Origin of the sequence: Pseudomonas sp. FSL R10-1350, assembly GCF_009600525.1 — a bacterium.
GTDB lineage: Bacteria > Pseudomonadota > Gammaproteobacteria > Pseudomonadales > Pseudomonadaceae > Aquipseudomonas > Aquipseudomonas helleri.
Genome location: NZ_WIVR01000001.1, coordinates 152,960 through 166,110, shown reverse-complemented (window position 1 = coordinate 166,110; position 13,151 = coordinate 152,960). Strand labels below are relative to the sequence as shown.

Sequence of the window (13,151 nt, the reverse complement as noted above, 5' to 3'; positions counted from 1 at the left end):
GTGGGAGCGGGCTTGCTCGCGATGCAGGCACCGCCTGGGTGTCTGTTGTATCGGGTCGATCCAATCGCGGGCAAGCCCGGCTCCCACAGGATAGTCAGGGGCTACTAGCGGTTTTTCCAAAAAATACACTGTGGCCCATTGCCGCACGTTTGCCTGTCAGGCCGCCAGCTTGGTTATACTCCGTGCGGTCGCCTGGAGCACTCATCAGGAGAGCTCATGCTCGCCCCCGTTCAAATTTTGTCTGCAACTCGCCAGAACCTCTGGCGTCTCACGTTTATCCGCATGCTGGTGCTGGTCGCACAGGCGGGGTCGGTGGGCATCGCCTACTGGTTTCATCTGCTGCCGCTGCCCTGGTTTCAGTTGTGCCTGACCCTCGGTTTTTCGGCGTTACTGTGCGCGTTTACCGCGATTCGCCTGCGCACCACGTGGCCGGTTACCGAGCTTGAGTACGCGCTGCAACTGGCCTGTGATTTGTTTATCCACAGTGCCTTGCTGTACTTCTCCGGAGGCTCGGCCAACCCGTTTGTGTCGTATTACCTGGTGCCGTTGACCATTGCGGCGGTGACGCTGCCTTGGCGCTATTCGCTGATTTTGACCGGCATCGCGCTGGCGCTGTACACGTTGCTGCTGATGCAGTTTTACCCCGTGGAAGCGGCGCCGTTCTTCCGCGAGAAACTGCAGATTTACGGCATGTGGCTCAGCTTTGCCCTGTCGGCGGCGGTGATTACTTTTTTTGCCGCCCGAATGGGCGAAGAGCTGCGCCGCCAAGAAGAACTCCGCGCCTTGCGCCGTGAAGAAGGCCTGCGTGACCAGCAATTGCTGGCGGTTGCGACCCAGGCTGCCGGTGCGGCACATGAATTGGGCACGCCGCTGTCGACCATGAGCGTGCTGCTCAAAGAGATTCGTCGCGATCACCCGGACCCTGAATTGCAGGACGATTTGAGCGTGCTGCAAGATCAGGTCAAGTTGTGCAAAGAGACCTTGCAGCAACTGGTTCGGGCCGCCGAGGCCAATCGTCGTCTGGCTATTGAGGTCCAGGACGTTACCGAGTGGCTCGATGAGGCGTTGAACCGCTGGCACCTGATGCGCCCGGAAGCGACCTATCGCTTTCAGTGCCTGGGGCACGCACCGGTGCCGCGTCTGGCGCCACCGCCAGACCTCACTCAGGCGTTGCTCAACTTGCTCAACAACGCCGCCGACGCCTGCCCGGAAGGGCTGGAAGTGACCGTGGATTGGGACGCCGTTGATTTAACCATCAGTATTCGTGACCACGGTGCGGGTGTACCGTTGGCCATTGCCGAACAAATCGGCAAACCGTTTTTTACAACCAAAGGCAAAGGTTTCGGCCTGGGCCTATTCTTGAGCAAAGCCAGCGTGACACGCGCGGGCGGCTCGGTAAAACTCTACAGTCATGAGGATGGCGGCACGCTCACCGAGCTACGCCTGCCACGTGTCTCCCGAGGAAACGAAAATGAGTGAAGAGATTCAGGTCGAAGGCGAAGAGCTGCCACATTTGTTGTTAGTGGATGACGACGCGACATTTACCCGCGTCATGGCCCGCGCCATGGCCCGACGCGGATTTCGCGTCAGCACCGCAGGCTCCGCTGAAGAAGGGCTGCTTCTGGCTCAGCAGGACGTGCCTGATTTCGCCACGCTGGACCTGAAGATGGAAGGTGATTCGGGCCTGGTGCTGCTGCCCAAGTTGCTGGAACTCGATCCAGAAATGCGCGTGGTGATCCTGACCGGTTATTCGAGCATCGCCACGGCGGTGGAAGCGATCAAGCGCGGCGCCTGCAACTACCTGTGCAAGCCGGCCGATGCGGATGATGTGATGGCGGCCCTGCTAAGCCAGCACGCCGACCTGGACTCGCTGGTACCGGATAACCCAATGTCGGTAGATCGCCTGCAATGGGAGCACATTCAGCGCGTATTGGGCGAACATGAAGGCAATATCTCGGCAACTGCCCGTGCGCTGGGCATGCATCGACGTACCTTGCAGCGCAAACTGCAGAAGCGTCCGGTCCGACGCTGAACAGAAGCTGTCGCAGTTTCGTTTCAATTTGCAACGAAACTGCCACCGGCCCTAGTCTGTTTTACAACGTGCTAATGCGCCGGTCGTCCTGACCGGCTCGCAGGTTGCTCTTTACTCCCAACGAGCCCGAACGATGAATCAGAACGCTGAGCCTTCTGTTGTAAATGATGCTGTGCGTGGAGATTTTATTCCTCGCGTCTGGGGGCTGATAACGCCTTACTGGCGCAGTGAGGAGCGCGCCAGGGCCTGGCTGCTGTTGATCGCGGTGATTGCCTTGTCACTGGTCAGCGTCGGCATATCGGTATGGATCAACCATTGGTACAAAGACTTCTATAACGCGCTGGAAAACAAAGACAGCGCAGCCTTCTGGCACCTGATCGGCTACTTCGGGCTGATTGCCGCCGCCGGTATTGTGGGCGCGGTGTACCGGCTTTATCTCACGCAGATGCTGACTATCCGCTGGCGGCGCTGGCTGACCGAGCAGCACTTCGCGCGCTGGCTCGCCTACAAAAACTATTACCAGCTGGAGCAGGGCGGTTACACCGATAACCCTGACCAGCGCATCAGTGAAGACCTCAACTCCTTCACCGACAGTACGCTCTCCCTCGGCCTGGGCTTGATCCGCAATGTGGTCAGTCTGGTGTCGTTCTCGATTATTTTGTGGGGCGTGTCGGGCAGCATCGAAGTCTTCGGTATCACCATTCCCGGCTATATGTTTTGGTGCGCACTGTTATATGCCTTGGTTGGCAGTTGGCTGGCGCATTTGATCGGTCGTCGCCTGATTGGCCTGAGCAACCAACAACAACGCTACGAAGCGGATCTGCGTTTTTCGATGGTGCGGGTGCGTGAAAACGCCGAGAGCATCGCCTTGTACAACGGCGAACCCAACGAGCTTGAGCGCCTGAGCAGCCGCTTCAGCAAGGTCTGGCACAACTTCTGGACGCAAATGAAGGTGACCAAGCGCCTGACGTTTTTCACGGCCGGTTATTCGCAAATTGCGATTATCTTCCCCTTTATCGTGGCAGCGCCGCGCTACTTCGCAGGCAAGATCGAGTTGGGTGAGCTGATGCAAATCAACTCCGCTTTCGGCAATGTGCAAGAGAACTTCAGCTGGTTTATCGACGCCTACGTGACCTTGGCGGCGTGGCGCGCCACCTGTGATCGTCTGCTGAGCTTCCGTCAGGCCATGACCGACAACGAACAGCGCCAACCGGCGATTGATGTACAGGCCCAGGGTGGGGCATTAAGCGTCAATGACCTGAGCCTGGACCTGGCCGATGGCCGACCTTTGTTGCACGGGGCAAGCCTGAACGTTGCGCCCGGTGACCGGTTAATGCTCAGCGGTCGCTCCGGCAGCGGTAAAAGTACCTTGCTGCGCGCCATGGGCGGGCTTTGGCCGCAAGGCGGCGGGGCGATTCGAATGCCCCATGAGCGGGCGTTATTCCTGCCGCAAAAACCTTACCTGCCGATTGGCACCTTGCGCGAGGCGCTGAGTTATCCACAGAGCGGCGACACATACCCGTCTGAGCGCTATGAAGAAGTGCTGCGCACCTGCCGCCTGGAGCATCTGATCCCCAAGCTTGACGAGGCCAATCACTGGCAGCGAGTGTTGTCGGGCGGTGAGCAGCAGCGACTGGCGTTTGCCCGGGCACTGTTGTATCGCCCGCAATGGCTATACATGGACGAAGCGACGTCAGCGATGGATGAAGAGGACGAGGCGCGGTTGTATCAGGCGCTTATCGATCAACTGCCGGGCCTGAGCATTGTCAGCGTGGGGCACCGCAGCAGCCTGGCGCGTTTTCATCCACGGCATGTGCGGATTGAGTCGGGCCATTTAATGGCCCAGTAATGGGCCGACGCAGTGAAGGCGCGTAACCGGCCTGAGCGGTGTGATAACCGGTCATGGCTTGTTACGTGTGCGTGCTAGAGTGCCTGCCTCGCCTTTCGGAGCAGGTCATGAACCGCTTATTTCGCTGTGTTGCCCCTCTTTTGTTGACCGTCAGCTTGCCTTTGGCCGCAGCGCCCGCGGTTTCTTCGCCTGCCCATGCACAGTTTTTGCCCGCCGATGATTTGCAGTTGCGCAGCGAGAAGCCTGAGCAACAGCAACTGATGCAGGTGACGTCGTATTCGGTGGTGGTAGGTAGCCAGCGCCCCTCCAATCAGCAGCCGATTCCGGTCACGGCGTCGTTGTTGGTGCGCTTGAAGGGCAAACCGTTGAGCCAGGGCGCGACCGTGCGCGAAGTGCTGATTTCGTTCGACGGTGAAAGCAAGAGCCTGAAAAAGCCGGCTTTTGACAGTGAGAGCAAAACCCTGACGTTGTCTTATCCGCTGTCCCAATACCGCGTGGTGATGGATTTGTTGCGCAACGACATCGTCTATTGCCAGTTTTTGACCTATGCCAATGGCCATATTTGGGCTGACTTGCACACCGGCAGCGTGCGTGCGCGTTGAGCCTTGGGTAAACTGCGGCCCTCGTGAAGTATCAGCAGGCTGGAGTCGGACATGCGTAAAGATAAGAAGCAGTTGATTGGTGATGAGATTGGCGATGAGCAGATCAAGTTGTTCCTGGACTTTGAACCTGTGGACGCGACGTCCCCTTCACTGCACAAATTGATCAAAGGTTATCGCGGTCTGCGTATCGACGACTTCGAACGCTTCCTGACCTTTTTCAAAGGGGCCGGCTACGATCTGGACGGCAAGGATGAGCACGGCCAGACCTTTGTCGACCTCATCAAAGACCAGCGCAATGCTGCCGAGTACATCGAACTCATCGAGGCGGCACGCGGCTGATCCAGCTGTAGGAGCGAGCTTGCCTCGCGATCTTTTAGACGATCAAAAGATCGCGAGGCAAGCTCGCTCCTACACCGTTATATAGGCACCAACAAAGACCCTTCCTACACAACCTGCGCTTTTTGCGACGGGGTGTTTTTGTGTGGGCGAACAATACTCAAGGGTGCCCAAAAGGACTTTGGGCTGTCTTTTAACTTGAAGGGAATCGAACCATGACTCGCCTTAACGATGTGATAAAAACACTGGTCTTTGGAGTAGGACTGATCGCTTTGGGCTCGGCTGCCCTGGCGGCCGATGAGGTGCTGGAGGTGGAGGTGTTTAATGCCAGCGGCCATGCCATCACGCCAGGAAATGATTTTTCATGGCTGGAAGACCCGGACAACGCCGGGCATGACTTTGTAGTAGCCCCCAAGTTCAGCCAGGAGCTGATGTATTACCTGCCCGTCGCCAGAGGCGCAGAGGCATTTACCTATCGCCAGGGCGAGCAGGCCTGTCACTTCGGTTTTGGTCACCTCACGCCGGGTGAGGCAAACCCCAATCGCTGGGCTCAGGCCAAATCAACGGGGACGGTTGCAGCCACCTGTGCGGCTGAGCTTATTGCCGTGCCGGACGATGACGAATTTATACGCAATGGCGGCACACGGGTGCTGTTCACGATGGGCTAGACCTTAAGCCAACAAAAAGCCCCTGACCCGCAAGGGCAGGGGCTTTGGGTGGCCAATCAATGCGCCAGCATTGGGTTACGCGAGTTGAGTATCAACCTTTTTTGGCTCTACCAGTTCCAGCAACTCGGAGTTGCGGGTACTGATTTCGCGATACAGCTCGGCGTCGGTCTCCAGAGTCTTTTCCCGTGCCGGGAAAATTTCCTTGAGGCGCGCAGCCCACTCGCCGGTGGCCTTTTGCGCAAAGCAGCGCTCAATCAGGTCCAGCATGATCGACACGGTCACCGATGCACCTGGGGACGCACCCAGCAGGGCGGCCAGCGAACCGTCTTTGGCGGCAACCAGTTCGGTACCGAACTGCAACACGCCGCCTTTTTTCGGGTCTTTCTTGATGATCTGAACCCGTTGGCCAGCCACTTCCAGGCGCCAGTCTTCAGCCTTGGCCTGTGGATAGAAGCGACGCAGGGATTCCAGGCGTTCTTCCATCGACTGGCGCACTTCGCTGATCAAGTACTTGGTCAGGTCCATGTTGTCGCGGGCAACGGCCAGCATCGGGCCGATGTTACCCAGGCGGATCGACATTGGCAGGTCAAGGAACGAGCCGTGCTTGAGGAACTTGGTGGTGAAGCCGGCATAAGGTCCGAACAGCAGCGATTTTTTGCCGTCAACCACACGGGTGTCCAGGTGCGGAACCGACATCGGTGGCGAACCCACGGCTGCCTGGCTGTATACCTTGGCCTGGTGGTGTTTGACCACATCCGGGTTGTCGCAACGCAGCCATTGGCCGCTGACCGGGAAGCCGCCGTAACCTTTGCTTTCTTCAATGCCCGAGGCTTGCAGCAATGGCAAGGCCGCGCCGCCTGCACCCAGGAACACGAACTTGGCATCGACGTGGCGAGTGCTACCGCTGTTGATGTCTTTGATACTGACAGTCCAGCCGCTGCCATTGCGCTTGAGGCCAGTGACTCTTTTGCTGTACTTGATCTGCGTGCCTTCAGCGCTGGCCAAGTGCTTGAGCAATTGCTGGGTCAAAGCGCCGAAGTTAACGTCAGTCCCGTTCTGCACGCGGGTGGCCGAGATCACTTGGTCCGCAGGGCGGCCCGGCATCATCAGCGGCATCCACTCAGCCATTTTGGCTTTGTCTTCGGTGTATTCCATGTCGGCAAACGCATGGTGCTTGCTCAGCACTTCAAAGCGTTTTTTCAGAAAGGCCACACCTTTTTCGCCTTCGACATAGCTCAGATGAGGCACTGGGCTAATGAAGGACTTGCACGAACCGAAGGTTCCTTGTTGGGCCAGATGGGCCCAAAACTGCTTGGACACTTCGAACTGGGCATTGATGTGCACCGCTTTTTTGATGTCGATCGAGCCATCAGCCGCTTGCGGCGTGTAGTTCAATTCGCACAAGCCAGCGTGGCCGGTGCCTGCGTTGTTCCACGGGTTGGAACTCTCTGCAGCACCCGAATCCATCTGCTCAACAACTTCCAGCGTAATACCAGGGTCGAGCTCTTTGAGCAGCACGGCCAAGGTGGCACTCATGATGCCCGCTCCAACCAGTACTACGTCGACTGCTTCGTTATGCGCCATTAACGCGTCTCCAAAATCTACGGCACCTAATTGACGGCATAGCTGCCAGGTGTACCAAGGCCTTTTTTAGATAGGGGCTCTGGTCACTCATGACAAGGATCGCCATGTCCGATTCATCGCAATTTCTTGCAGCTTCAGCGGACGCCGCCAACCGGGCCTTCAAGGTTCATATGAACGCATTTCAGTGCTCGGGAGGCAATTCGACTTAAGGTCAAGAGCGTCCGTTTGTGCAACCAAATCCGTAAGCGGACAGGCTTTCAGTCTCGTGCTCTGGAGCCGATCAAGTTCCTGCTCGGTGAGGATGTTGCAGACGCTAATGGTGCTTGTTCAGACGCAAAACTTTTCATTTGCTCGCCACACTCTTGTGAAGTTGTGAAAACCCGTTTTTTTCACGCTCTCTTGAAGACGTGAACCTCAAAAAAGGGCTACCGCTACTGGCGCGTGCGGGTATACAACGCACAGGCCGAGCAACATGGCAGCTCTGGCAGATCGGGCAAAGGCGCAGGTTGGTGTTGAAAACAGCAAGCTGCCAGCTTCACATGATCTGTGTGGGCGGCTCTCTGTGGGCGGTACGAAGGAGCTAATAAAAGCACATTAGCGATGCTGCGAGGCCCGATCAGGAGACGTCCTTATAATCGGGGGGAGATTGTAGCGAAGAAACGTGGGCAATTGATCCTGTTAAATGACTTTTATTGGTGCGTCCGTCAGAGGCCGAGTGCGGGTAGCACCGCTGAACGCGTTGCGCGCGCAGGCATACGGGCGCTGGCAGGTAGTACCTGGTGCAACCAGTTGAGGCGAATTTCTTCGATCTCGACCCAATTGTCGCCGACCGGCGGTTGCTTGCACTGTTTAAAGGCCTGGCAGCGGCCCATGGAGTCCAGACGTGCGTAGCAGCGATGAGGTTGCAGAAACGAGAATAACGACCATGACCTGTTCATGGGGAGCACCTGTTGAGTCAGTAGGTCAAACATTACCGGTGGGGCGTGACATGACGATGTATCGGCCATGACAAGGTGGTTACAGCAAGCGGCTGGTTCCCGCAGGTTCAGCACCGCTATACTGGCGTCCGGTTTTATCCAGTCCTGGAGAGATGAGCATGTTGCAACGCCTGTTGTTCGGTTTGATCACTGTGACCAGTTTGACTCTGGTCGGCTGCGCCCACAGCCCGCAACAACTCAGTCCGCAGCCCAAACTGACCAAGCAAATCGCGCCTGTCGGCCGTGGTCAGCCTGTGGTCGTGCGCGTGGTGGATGGTCGTCCTTCGCCAACCCTGGGCACTCGCGGTGGCATGTACCCGGAGACCAGCTCGATCAACGTCAGCAGCGCCGATGTGATTCCCAAGCTGCAAGCTCAAGCTGAAGCCGCTGTGCGGTTGTTGGGTTACACCCCGACAGCCAATGGCGGGAACGCACCGCAATTGACCGTTACCTTGTCTGAACTCAAGTATCAGTCGCCTAAAGACACCATGTACGTCACCGAAGCGACCATCGGTGCGGCCTTCCGCTCTGACGTGCGCAATGGCGGTCGTTCGTACAGTGGTCGCTACAGCGCCTCGCTGGATCAGCGTTTCGGCATGGCGCCGAATCAGGAAACCAACACCAAGCTGGTCAGCGACGTGTTGAGTGATGCCCTGACGCGCGTGTTCGAAGACCCGTCGGTCGGTCGTTTGCTCGGCGAGTAAACATCGACCCACAAAAAAGCCCGAACGGCTTGAGTTCGGGCTTTTTTGTGTCTGCCAGGTTCATGCAGCTTCGGCGTAGGGCTCAAGGCGGCTGATGCCGGTGAGCAGGTCCAGCTCGGGCAGGTCGGCATGGGTGTGACCGCTGAGCGCGCAATAGACCAGCCAGTGACGATCTTGGACGTTGAAGGAAAAACTCTCGATCAATGCCTGTTGTTCATCACTCGGGGCGATCAGATAGAGGCGGTCCTGGTTTTCAGCGTGCAGCATGACAAGCTCCGTGTCAGTGTCGAGGGGCCACAGAGTGGCCTCTCTTCATGACGATACGGTGACAGGGCAATTTAGGCCGGTTGTCATGTTTTGCCAGAGGCTGGCGTGCCTTGCGATCTTTTAAAGATCAAAAGATCGCGAGGCAAGCTCGCTCCTACAGCGGCAAGCCTGCTTTGACGCGGTACTGGTTGCGCACCGGCATTGCGTATTGCAGCACCAGATACGGGCGATGCTCGGCAGGGCAGGCGTCGAGGCGGCGTTGCCATTCTTGCTGGGCCTTGGCCAGTTCTTGCTCCGGGAAGACTTCGGCTGCGCTCGGCACCTGCAATTGCGGGTCTGCATCGGCCCACTGTGCATACGCCAAGTAGTGCGCCGGGAACAGGCGGTAGCCGGTGAGGATGTGGCGGTCCATTTCGGTGGCCAGCAGCTTGCTGTCCTCGAACGCTTCGCTGATCGGCGCCGCAAAGTTTACGTGCACACGGCCTTTGTAGCCGGTGATGCCGTTGGCAATACTGGTGTCGTCTTCGCCGGGGGCTTTGCTGTAAGTGCCCGTGGTCGCGCGGATGTAAAGCTCGCGAGCCTTGGCCTGGTCGCACGGGTCGTATTCGTAGCTGATCGACACCGGGGTCAGGTTCAGTGACTGAATGACCTCGGCGAAAGGCTCGTTTTTACGGCTCATGTGAAACATCTTCAAGATCGCCGAGTCGGTGCGGTCATCACCGTCTTTGGCGCGGCCCTCCGCCTGGGCGATCCAGATGGATTGGCCGTCGTTGCGAATCGAGTGGTTGATGTACGCCGACAGCAGTTGGTACGCCGCCAGTTTTTCGCGGCGCCCGGTGATCGAGCGGTGCACGATAAAGCTTTTGTTCAGGCGCATCAGGTCGCTGACAAAAGGCTTTTGCAGCAGGTTGTCGCCAATCGCGATGCGCGGGGTTGGCAAGCCTGCGTGGTACACGGCGTAGTTGACGAAGGCCGGGTCCATCACGATGTCGCGGTGGTTGGCCAGAAACAGGTAGGCGGTGCCCGACTTCAATTGCTCGACGCCGGTATAGGTCACGCCGTCTGTAGCATGCTCGATGGTGCGGTCGACGTACACCTCGACCTTGTCTTGCAAGCTCGCGACCGATGTCACGTTCGCGAACTCTTTGCGCAGGCGATGCGCTATAAGGGGTTTTAACAGCCAGCCGAATGCACCCGCCAGGCGTGGAAAGCGAAAGTGGGTGAGGATATCTAGAAAAGCCTTGTCACTGAGCAGTCGGGCCAGTACAGCCGGGACTTCAGTGTCACTGTAAGGTCGGATGGTATCGAATTCGCCCATCATGTTCTCTTGTTGGAAGCGGCTAGGATTAATACACAGGGCAGGACAAAAATAGGGCCCTGCTAATAGACCGGCGATTATACGCACAAGTCACTCTGGAGACCGCGATGCTTGAAACTGAGAGCTATGATTGCCCGTATTGTGGCGAGCCAGGCGAAGCTGTGCTTGATCTGACGGGGGGCGATCAGCAGTACATCGAAGATTGCGCGGTGTGTTGCCGGCCGATTGTGTTTACGCTCCAGACCGACGGCCAGGAGTGGATGCTCGATGTACACAGTGAAAACGAGTAGCAGGCAGGTGATATGCAGCGAATCTACGAGCCAGAAAATTTGATGGAAGCTGAACTTTTACTGGGCATGCTTGCCAGTGAAGGCATCGTTGCGTGCTTGCAGGGGCGTGATCTGGTGGGCGGTACGGGCGAGTTGCCAGCTTTGGGCTTGCTGGGGTTGGCGGTCGCCAATGAGCAAGCGTTACAGGCGCGCGAGTTGATCGATGCGTACAATGGCGCCTCGCCGCTGGCGGGTGATGAGCCTGAAAGCTTTGCGGGTGTACTGGACTGCTGAGCAGCCTTTTTTCACTGTATCTATATAGAAGAGTTGTGCAGCCCCATGTGTGGACGTTTTGCCTTGTTTCGTTGGAGCCCTGCCTTTGCAGCCTTGCCCGGGTTCCCGGCGGACCAGCAGGCCCAATGGAACATTTCACCCAACGACTCGGTGTTGATCCTGCGCGCAGGCCAGGAGCCCGGGCAGCGAGAGCTGGCGCGGGCGCGTTGGGGGCTGACGCCGTCGTGGATGACCGACCTGTCGCGTACGCCTGCCCATGCCCGTGCAGAAACCCTGGCGGAACAGCCGATGTTTCGCGAGGCTTTTCGCCAGCGGCGCTGCCTGATTCCGGCCAACGGCTTTTATGAATGGCGTGGCACTGCGCGCAAGCGGCCTTATTGGCTGACGCCGGGCGTGGGGTCCTCGCTGTTTTTTGCCGGGATTTGGGAAGCGTATCCGGTCGAAGGGCATGTGTGGCTGAGCACGGCCGTGGTGACCCAGGCGGCGGCGACTCAGCGTCGTCCTTTGATCCTCGATGAAGCCGGGCAGCAAGCCTGGCTTGATCCCGAGACGCCGCTGCAGGTCTTGCAAGCACTGCTCGCCAGCCCGCAAGCCGCGTTGCGCGAGCGGCCCTTGGCCAATCTGGTCAACGATCCCAAACTCAATGCGCCTGAGTGCCTGACGCCGGGTTGAGATACGATGCGCGCCACCTTTATGGACCGTCTTTATGGAGAGCCTCGATGGGTAAGTTAGCGGTAATGTGCGCGCTGGGCGCAGGGGTGTTGCTCAGTGGCTGCCAGGCGGTGAACACCACCCAGGGCGGCGCGGTGGGGGTTGAACGCAAGCAGTACATGTTCAGCATGCTGTCGAGCCAGCAAGTTGACCAAATGTACGCGCAGTCCTACCAGGAAACCGTCAGCACGGCCAACGCCAAAGGGGTGCTGGACAAAACCAGTGCCAACGCCAAACGCCTGCAGGCCATTGCCAATCGGCTGATTGCCCAGGCGCCGGTGTTTCGCCCGGATGCCGCGCAATGGAACTGGGAGGTCAATCTGATCAAGAGCGACGAACTCAACGCCAACTGCGGCCCTGGCGGCAAGATCATTTTCTACAGCGGGATCATCGAGCAGCTCAACCTGAGTGACGACGAAATTGCGGCGGTCATGGGCCATGAAATTGCCCACGCCTTGCGCGAACACGGGCGTGAGTCCATGTCCAAGGCGTACGGTGTCGAGATCGCCAAACAGGGCGCGGGCGCCTTGCTCGGCTTGGGTCAGGACAGCATGCAATTGGCCGATACCGTGGTCAATTACAGCCTGACGTTGCCCAACAGTCGCAGCAATGAAAACGAAGCAGACCTGATTGGCCTGGAGCTCGCGGCGCGTGCGGGTTATAACCCGAACGCCGCGATTACCCTGTGGCAGAAAATGGGCCAGGCTTCGCAAAGCTCTCCGCCTGAATTCATGAGTACCCACCCGGCCTCCAGCAGCCGGATCGCCTCGCTGGAAGCGGCGATTCCCAAGGTGATGCCGCTTTATCAGCAGGCCCCGAAAACCTGAGGCGTGCAGGCCTTGTGTGGGAGCGGGCTTGCTCGCGATACGGCGGGCGCGGTCTGAATCATGGATCGCGGTGATGCCATCGCGAGCAAGCCCGCTCCCACGGTAATCAGGGGCCGGCTACACCCAGCCGCTCGTCACCATTGCCTTGTACACAGCCACCAGAGCCAGCACGAAGAACGCTGTCGCTGCCAGTCGGCGGATGAGGGTCAGGGGCAGTTTGTCGGCGGCAAAGTTACCGGCCAATACCACCGGCACGTTGGCAATCAGCATGCCCAGGGTGGTGCCGATAATCACCAGCCACAAATCCGGGTATTGCGCTGCGAGCATCACGGTCGCGACCTGGGTTTTGTCGCCGATTTCGGCAATGAAAAACGTGATCAACGTAGTGACGAACGGGCCGTATTTGCGCGCGGTGCTGGCTTCGTCGTCATCCATTTTGTCGGGCACCAAGGTCCACAGTGCCGTCGCGGTAAAGCTCGCGGCGAGGATCCAGTGCAGCATTACATCGGTGAAGAACGTACTGAACCAGGCGCCAACGGCACCGGCTGCAGCATGGTTGGCAAGGGTCGCGACGATGATGCCGGCGATGATGGGCCAGGGCTTGCGAAAGCGCGCGGCAAGAATGAGGGCGAGCAATTGCGTCTTGTCACCGATTTCGGCCAAGGCAACGATTGCAGTTGGAATGAGTAAGGAGTCGAGCATCATCAGGTAAT

Annotated in this window: 16 protein-coding genes; 11 read left to right on the top strand and 5 right to left on the bottom strand. The window is 58.3% G+C overall.

Annotated elements, in window-relative coordinates; translation table 11 throughout:
• Positions 1 to 216: 216 nt before the first annotated feature.
• The 6 genes from GHO25_RS00770 (at position 217) to GHO25_RS00745 (ending at position 5,487) form a co-directional block, all read left to right on the top strand.
• Complete coding sequence (locus GHO25_RS00770; RefSeq protein ID WP_048367247.1) at positions 217 to 1,479, top strand: ATP-binding protein; 1,263 nt, start codon at positions 217 to 219, stop codon at positions 1,477 to 1,479.
• Positions 1,472 to 2,032, top strand: coding sequence for a response regulator transcription factor (locus tag GHO25_RS00765; RefSeq protein WP_048367246.1), 561 nt, complete (start codon positions 1,472 to 1,474; stop codon positions 2,030 to 2,032). The genes GHO25_RS00770 and GHO25_RS00765 overlap by 8 nt, the downstream gene beginning before the upstream one ends.
• Before the next feature lie 133 nt (positions 2,033 to 2,165).
• Entirely contained in the window at positions 2,166 to 3,881 is a 1,716-nt protein-coding gene (locus GHO25_RS00760) for an ABC transporter ATP-binding protein/permease (protein ID WP_153389588.1), read from the top strand.
• Between the two features lie 107 nt (positions 3,882 to 3,988).
• A complete protein-coding gene (locus tag GHO25_RS00755; protein WP_048367243.1) occupies positions 3,989 to 4,483 on the top strand; it encodes a hypothetical protein in 495 nt (164 codons plus the stop codon).
• A 51-nt stretch (positions 4,484 to 4,534) separates the two neighbouring features.
• Complete coding sequence (locus GHO25_RS00750) at positions 4,535 to 4,822, top strand: PA4642 family protein (protein WP_153389587.1); 288 nt, start codon at positions 4,535 to 4,537, stop codon at positions 4,820 to 4,822.
• Positions 4,823 to 5,034: 212 nt separating this feature from the next.
• On the top strand, positions 5,035 to 5,487 hold the full coding sequence (locus GHO25_RS00745) for a hypothetical protein (RefSeq protein ID WP_153389586.1): 453 nt from the start codon (positions 5,035 to 5,037) through the stop codon (positions 5,485 to 5,487).
• Positions 5,488 to 5,562: 75 nt separating this feature from the next.
• Here GHO25_RS00745 and mqo read toward each other — a convergent pair whose 3' ends face one another.
• Both mqo and GHO25_RS00735 read right to left on the bottom strand, forming a co-directional pair.
• Positions 5,563 to 7,071 carry a malate dehydrogenase (quinone) gene (mqo, locus tag GHO25_RS00740; RefSeq protein WP_153389585.1) on the bottom strand — a complete coding sequence of 503 codons (1,509 nt, stop codon included), beginning with the start codon at positions 7,069 to 7,071 and terminating at the stop codon, positions 5,563 to 5,565.
• A 704-nt stretch (positions 7,072 to 7,775) separates the two neighbouring features.
• Entirely contained in the window at positions 7,776 to 8,009 is a 234-nt protein-coding gene (locus GHO25_RS00735; protein ID WP_048367239.1) for a hypothetical protein, read from the bottom strand.
• A 158-nt stretch (positions 8,010 to 8,167) separates the two neighbouring features.
• On the opposite strand from GHO25_RS00735, the gene GHO25_RS00730 reads away from it, so the two are divergent.
• Positions 8,168 to 8,752, top strand: a complete 585-nt coding sequence (locus tag GHO25_RS00730; protein WP_048367238.1) for a YajG family lipoprotein — start codon at positions 8,168 to 8,170, stop codon at positions 8,750 to 8,752.
• Positions 8,753 to 8,812: 60 nt separating this feature from the next.
• Here the strand turns inward: GHO25_RS00730 and GHO25_RS00725 are convergent, their stop codons facing one another.
• Together GHO25_RS00725 and GHO25_RS00720 are read right to left on the bottom strand one after the other, a co-directional pair.
• Complete coding sequence (locus GHO25_RS00725) at positions 8,813 to 9,019, bottom strand: hypothetical protein (protein WP_048367237.1); 207 nt, start codon at positions 9,017 to 9,019, stop codon at positions 8,813 to 8,815.
• Between the two features lie 154 nt (positions 9,020 to 9,173).
• A complete protein-coding gene (locus tag GHO25_RS00720) occupies positions 9,174 to 10,337 on the bottom strand; it encodes a 1-acyl-sn-glycerol-3-phosphate acyltransferase (protein WP_173430615.1) in 1,164 nt (387 codons plus the stop codon).
• 107 nt (positions 10,338 to 10,444) lie between these two features.
• Here GHO25_RS00720 and GHO25_RS00715 point away from each other — a divergent pair, with 107 nt between their 5' ends.
• From GHO25_RS00715 to GHO25_RS00700, 4 genes are read left to right on the top strand one after another with little or no spacing between them, the layout of a single operon-like run.
• Entirely contained in the window at positions 10,445 to 10,627 is a 183-nt protein-coding gene (locus tag GHO25_RS00715; protein ID WP_048367235.1) for a CPXCG motif-containing cysteine-rich protein, read from the top strand.
• 12 nt (positions 10,628 to 10,639) lie between these two features.
• Complete coding sequence (locus GHO25_RS00710; protein ID WP_048367234.1) at positions 10,640 to 10,900, top strand: putative signal transducing protein; 261 nt, start codon at positions 10,640 to 10,642, stop codon at positions 10,898 to 10,900.
• A gap of 45 nt (positions 10,901 to 10,945) precedes the next feature.
• Positions 10,946 to 11,572, top strand: coding sequence for an SOS response-associated peptidase (locus GHO25_RS00705; RefSeq protein ID WP_153389584.1), 627 nt, complete (start codon positions 10,946 to 10,948; stop codon positions 11,570 to 11,572).
• Positions 11,573 to 11,619: 47 nt separating this feature from the next.
• Positions 11,620 to 12,438 carry a M48 family metallopeptidase gene (locus tag GHO25_RS00700; RefSeq protein WP_048367232.1) on the top strand — a complete coding sequence of 273 codons (819 nt, stop codon included), beginning with the start codon at positions 11,620 to 11,622 and terminating at the stop codon, positions 12,436 to 12,438.
• 117 nt (positions 12,439 to 12,555) lie between these two features.
• Here the strand turns inward: GHO25_RS00700 and GHO25_RS00695 are convergent, their stop codons facing one another.
• Positions 12,556 to 13,140, bottom strand: coding sequence for a TMEM165/GDT1 family protein (locus GHO25_RS00695; RefSeq protein WP_048367790.1), 585 nt, complete (start codon positions 13,138 to 13,140; stop codon positions 12,556 to 12,558).
• Between the last annotated feature and the right edge of the window lie 11 nt (positions 13,141 to 13,151).

Coding starts and splice junctions, on each gene's coding strand:
- GHO25_RS00720 (WP_173430615.1), bottom strand. CDS start 10,337: ATGGGCGAATTCGATACCATCCGACCTTACAGTGACACTGAAGTCCCG.
- GHO25_RS00745 (WP_153389586.1), top strand. CDS start 5,035: ATGACTCGCCTTAACGATGTGATAAAAACACTGGTCTTTGGAGTAGGA.
- GHO25_RS00730 (WP_048367238.1), top strand. CDS start 8,168: ATGTTGCAACGCCTGTTGTTCGGTTTGATCACTGTGACCAGTTTGACT.
- GHO25_RS00735 (WP_048367239.1), bottom strand. CDS start 8,009: ATGAACAGGTCATGGTCGTTATTCTCGTTTCTGCAACCTCATCGCTGC.
- GHO25_RS00695 (WP_048367790.1), bottom strand. CDS start 13,140: ATGCTCGACTCCTTACTCATTCCAACTGCAATCGTTGCCTTGGCCGAA.
- GHO25_RS00705 (WP_153389584.1), top strand. CDS start 10,946: ATGTGTGGACGTTTTGCCTTGTTTCGTTGGAGCCCTGCCTTTGCAGCC.
- GHO25_RS00755 (WP_048367243.1), top strand. CDS start 3,989: ATGAACCGCTTATTTCGCTGTGTTGCCCCTCTTTTGTTGACCGTCAGC.
- GHO25_RS00700 (WP_048367232.1), top strand. CDS start 11,620: ATGGGTAAGTTAGCGGTAATGTGCGCGCTGGGCGCAGGGGTGTTGCTC.
- GHO25_RS00765 (WP_048367246.1), top strand. CDS start 1,472: ATGAGTGAAGAGATTCAGGTCGAAGGCGAAGAGCTGCCACATTTGTTG.
- GHO25_RS00760 (WP_153389588.1), top strand. CDS start 2,166: ATGAATCAGAACGCTGAGCCTTCTGTTGTAAATGATGCTGTGCGTGGA.
- GHO25_RS00715 (WP_048367235.1), top strand. CDS start 10,445: ATGCTTGAAACTGAGAGCTATGATTGCCCGTATTGTGGCGAGCCAGGC.
- GHO25_RS00710 (WP_048367234.1), top strand. CDS start 10,640: ATGCAGCGAATCTACGAGCCAGAAAATTTGATGGAAGCTGAACTTTTA.
- mqo (WP_153389585.1), bottom strand. CDS start 7,071: ATGGCGCATAACGAAGCAGTCGACGTAGTACTGGTTGGAGCGGGCATC.
- GHO25_RS00725 (WP_048367237.1), bottom strand. CDS start 9,019: ATGCTGCACGCTGAAAACCAGGACCGCCTCTATCTGATCGCCCCGAGT.
- GHO25_RS00750 (WP_153389587.1), top strand. CDS start 4,535: ATGCGTAAAGATAAGAAGCAGTTGATTGGTGATGAGATTGGCGATGAG.
- GHO25_RS00770 (WP_048367247.1), top strand. CDS start 217: ATGCTCGCCCCCGTTCAAATTTTGTCTGCAACTCGCCAGAACCTCTGG.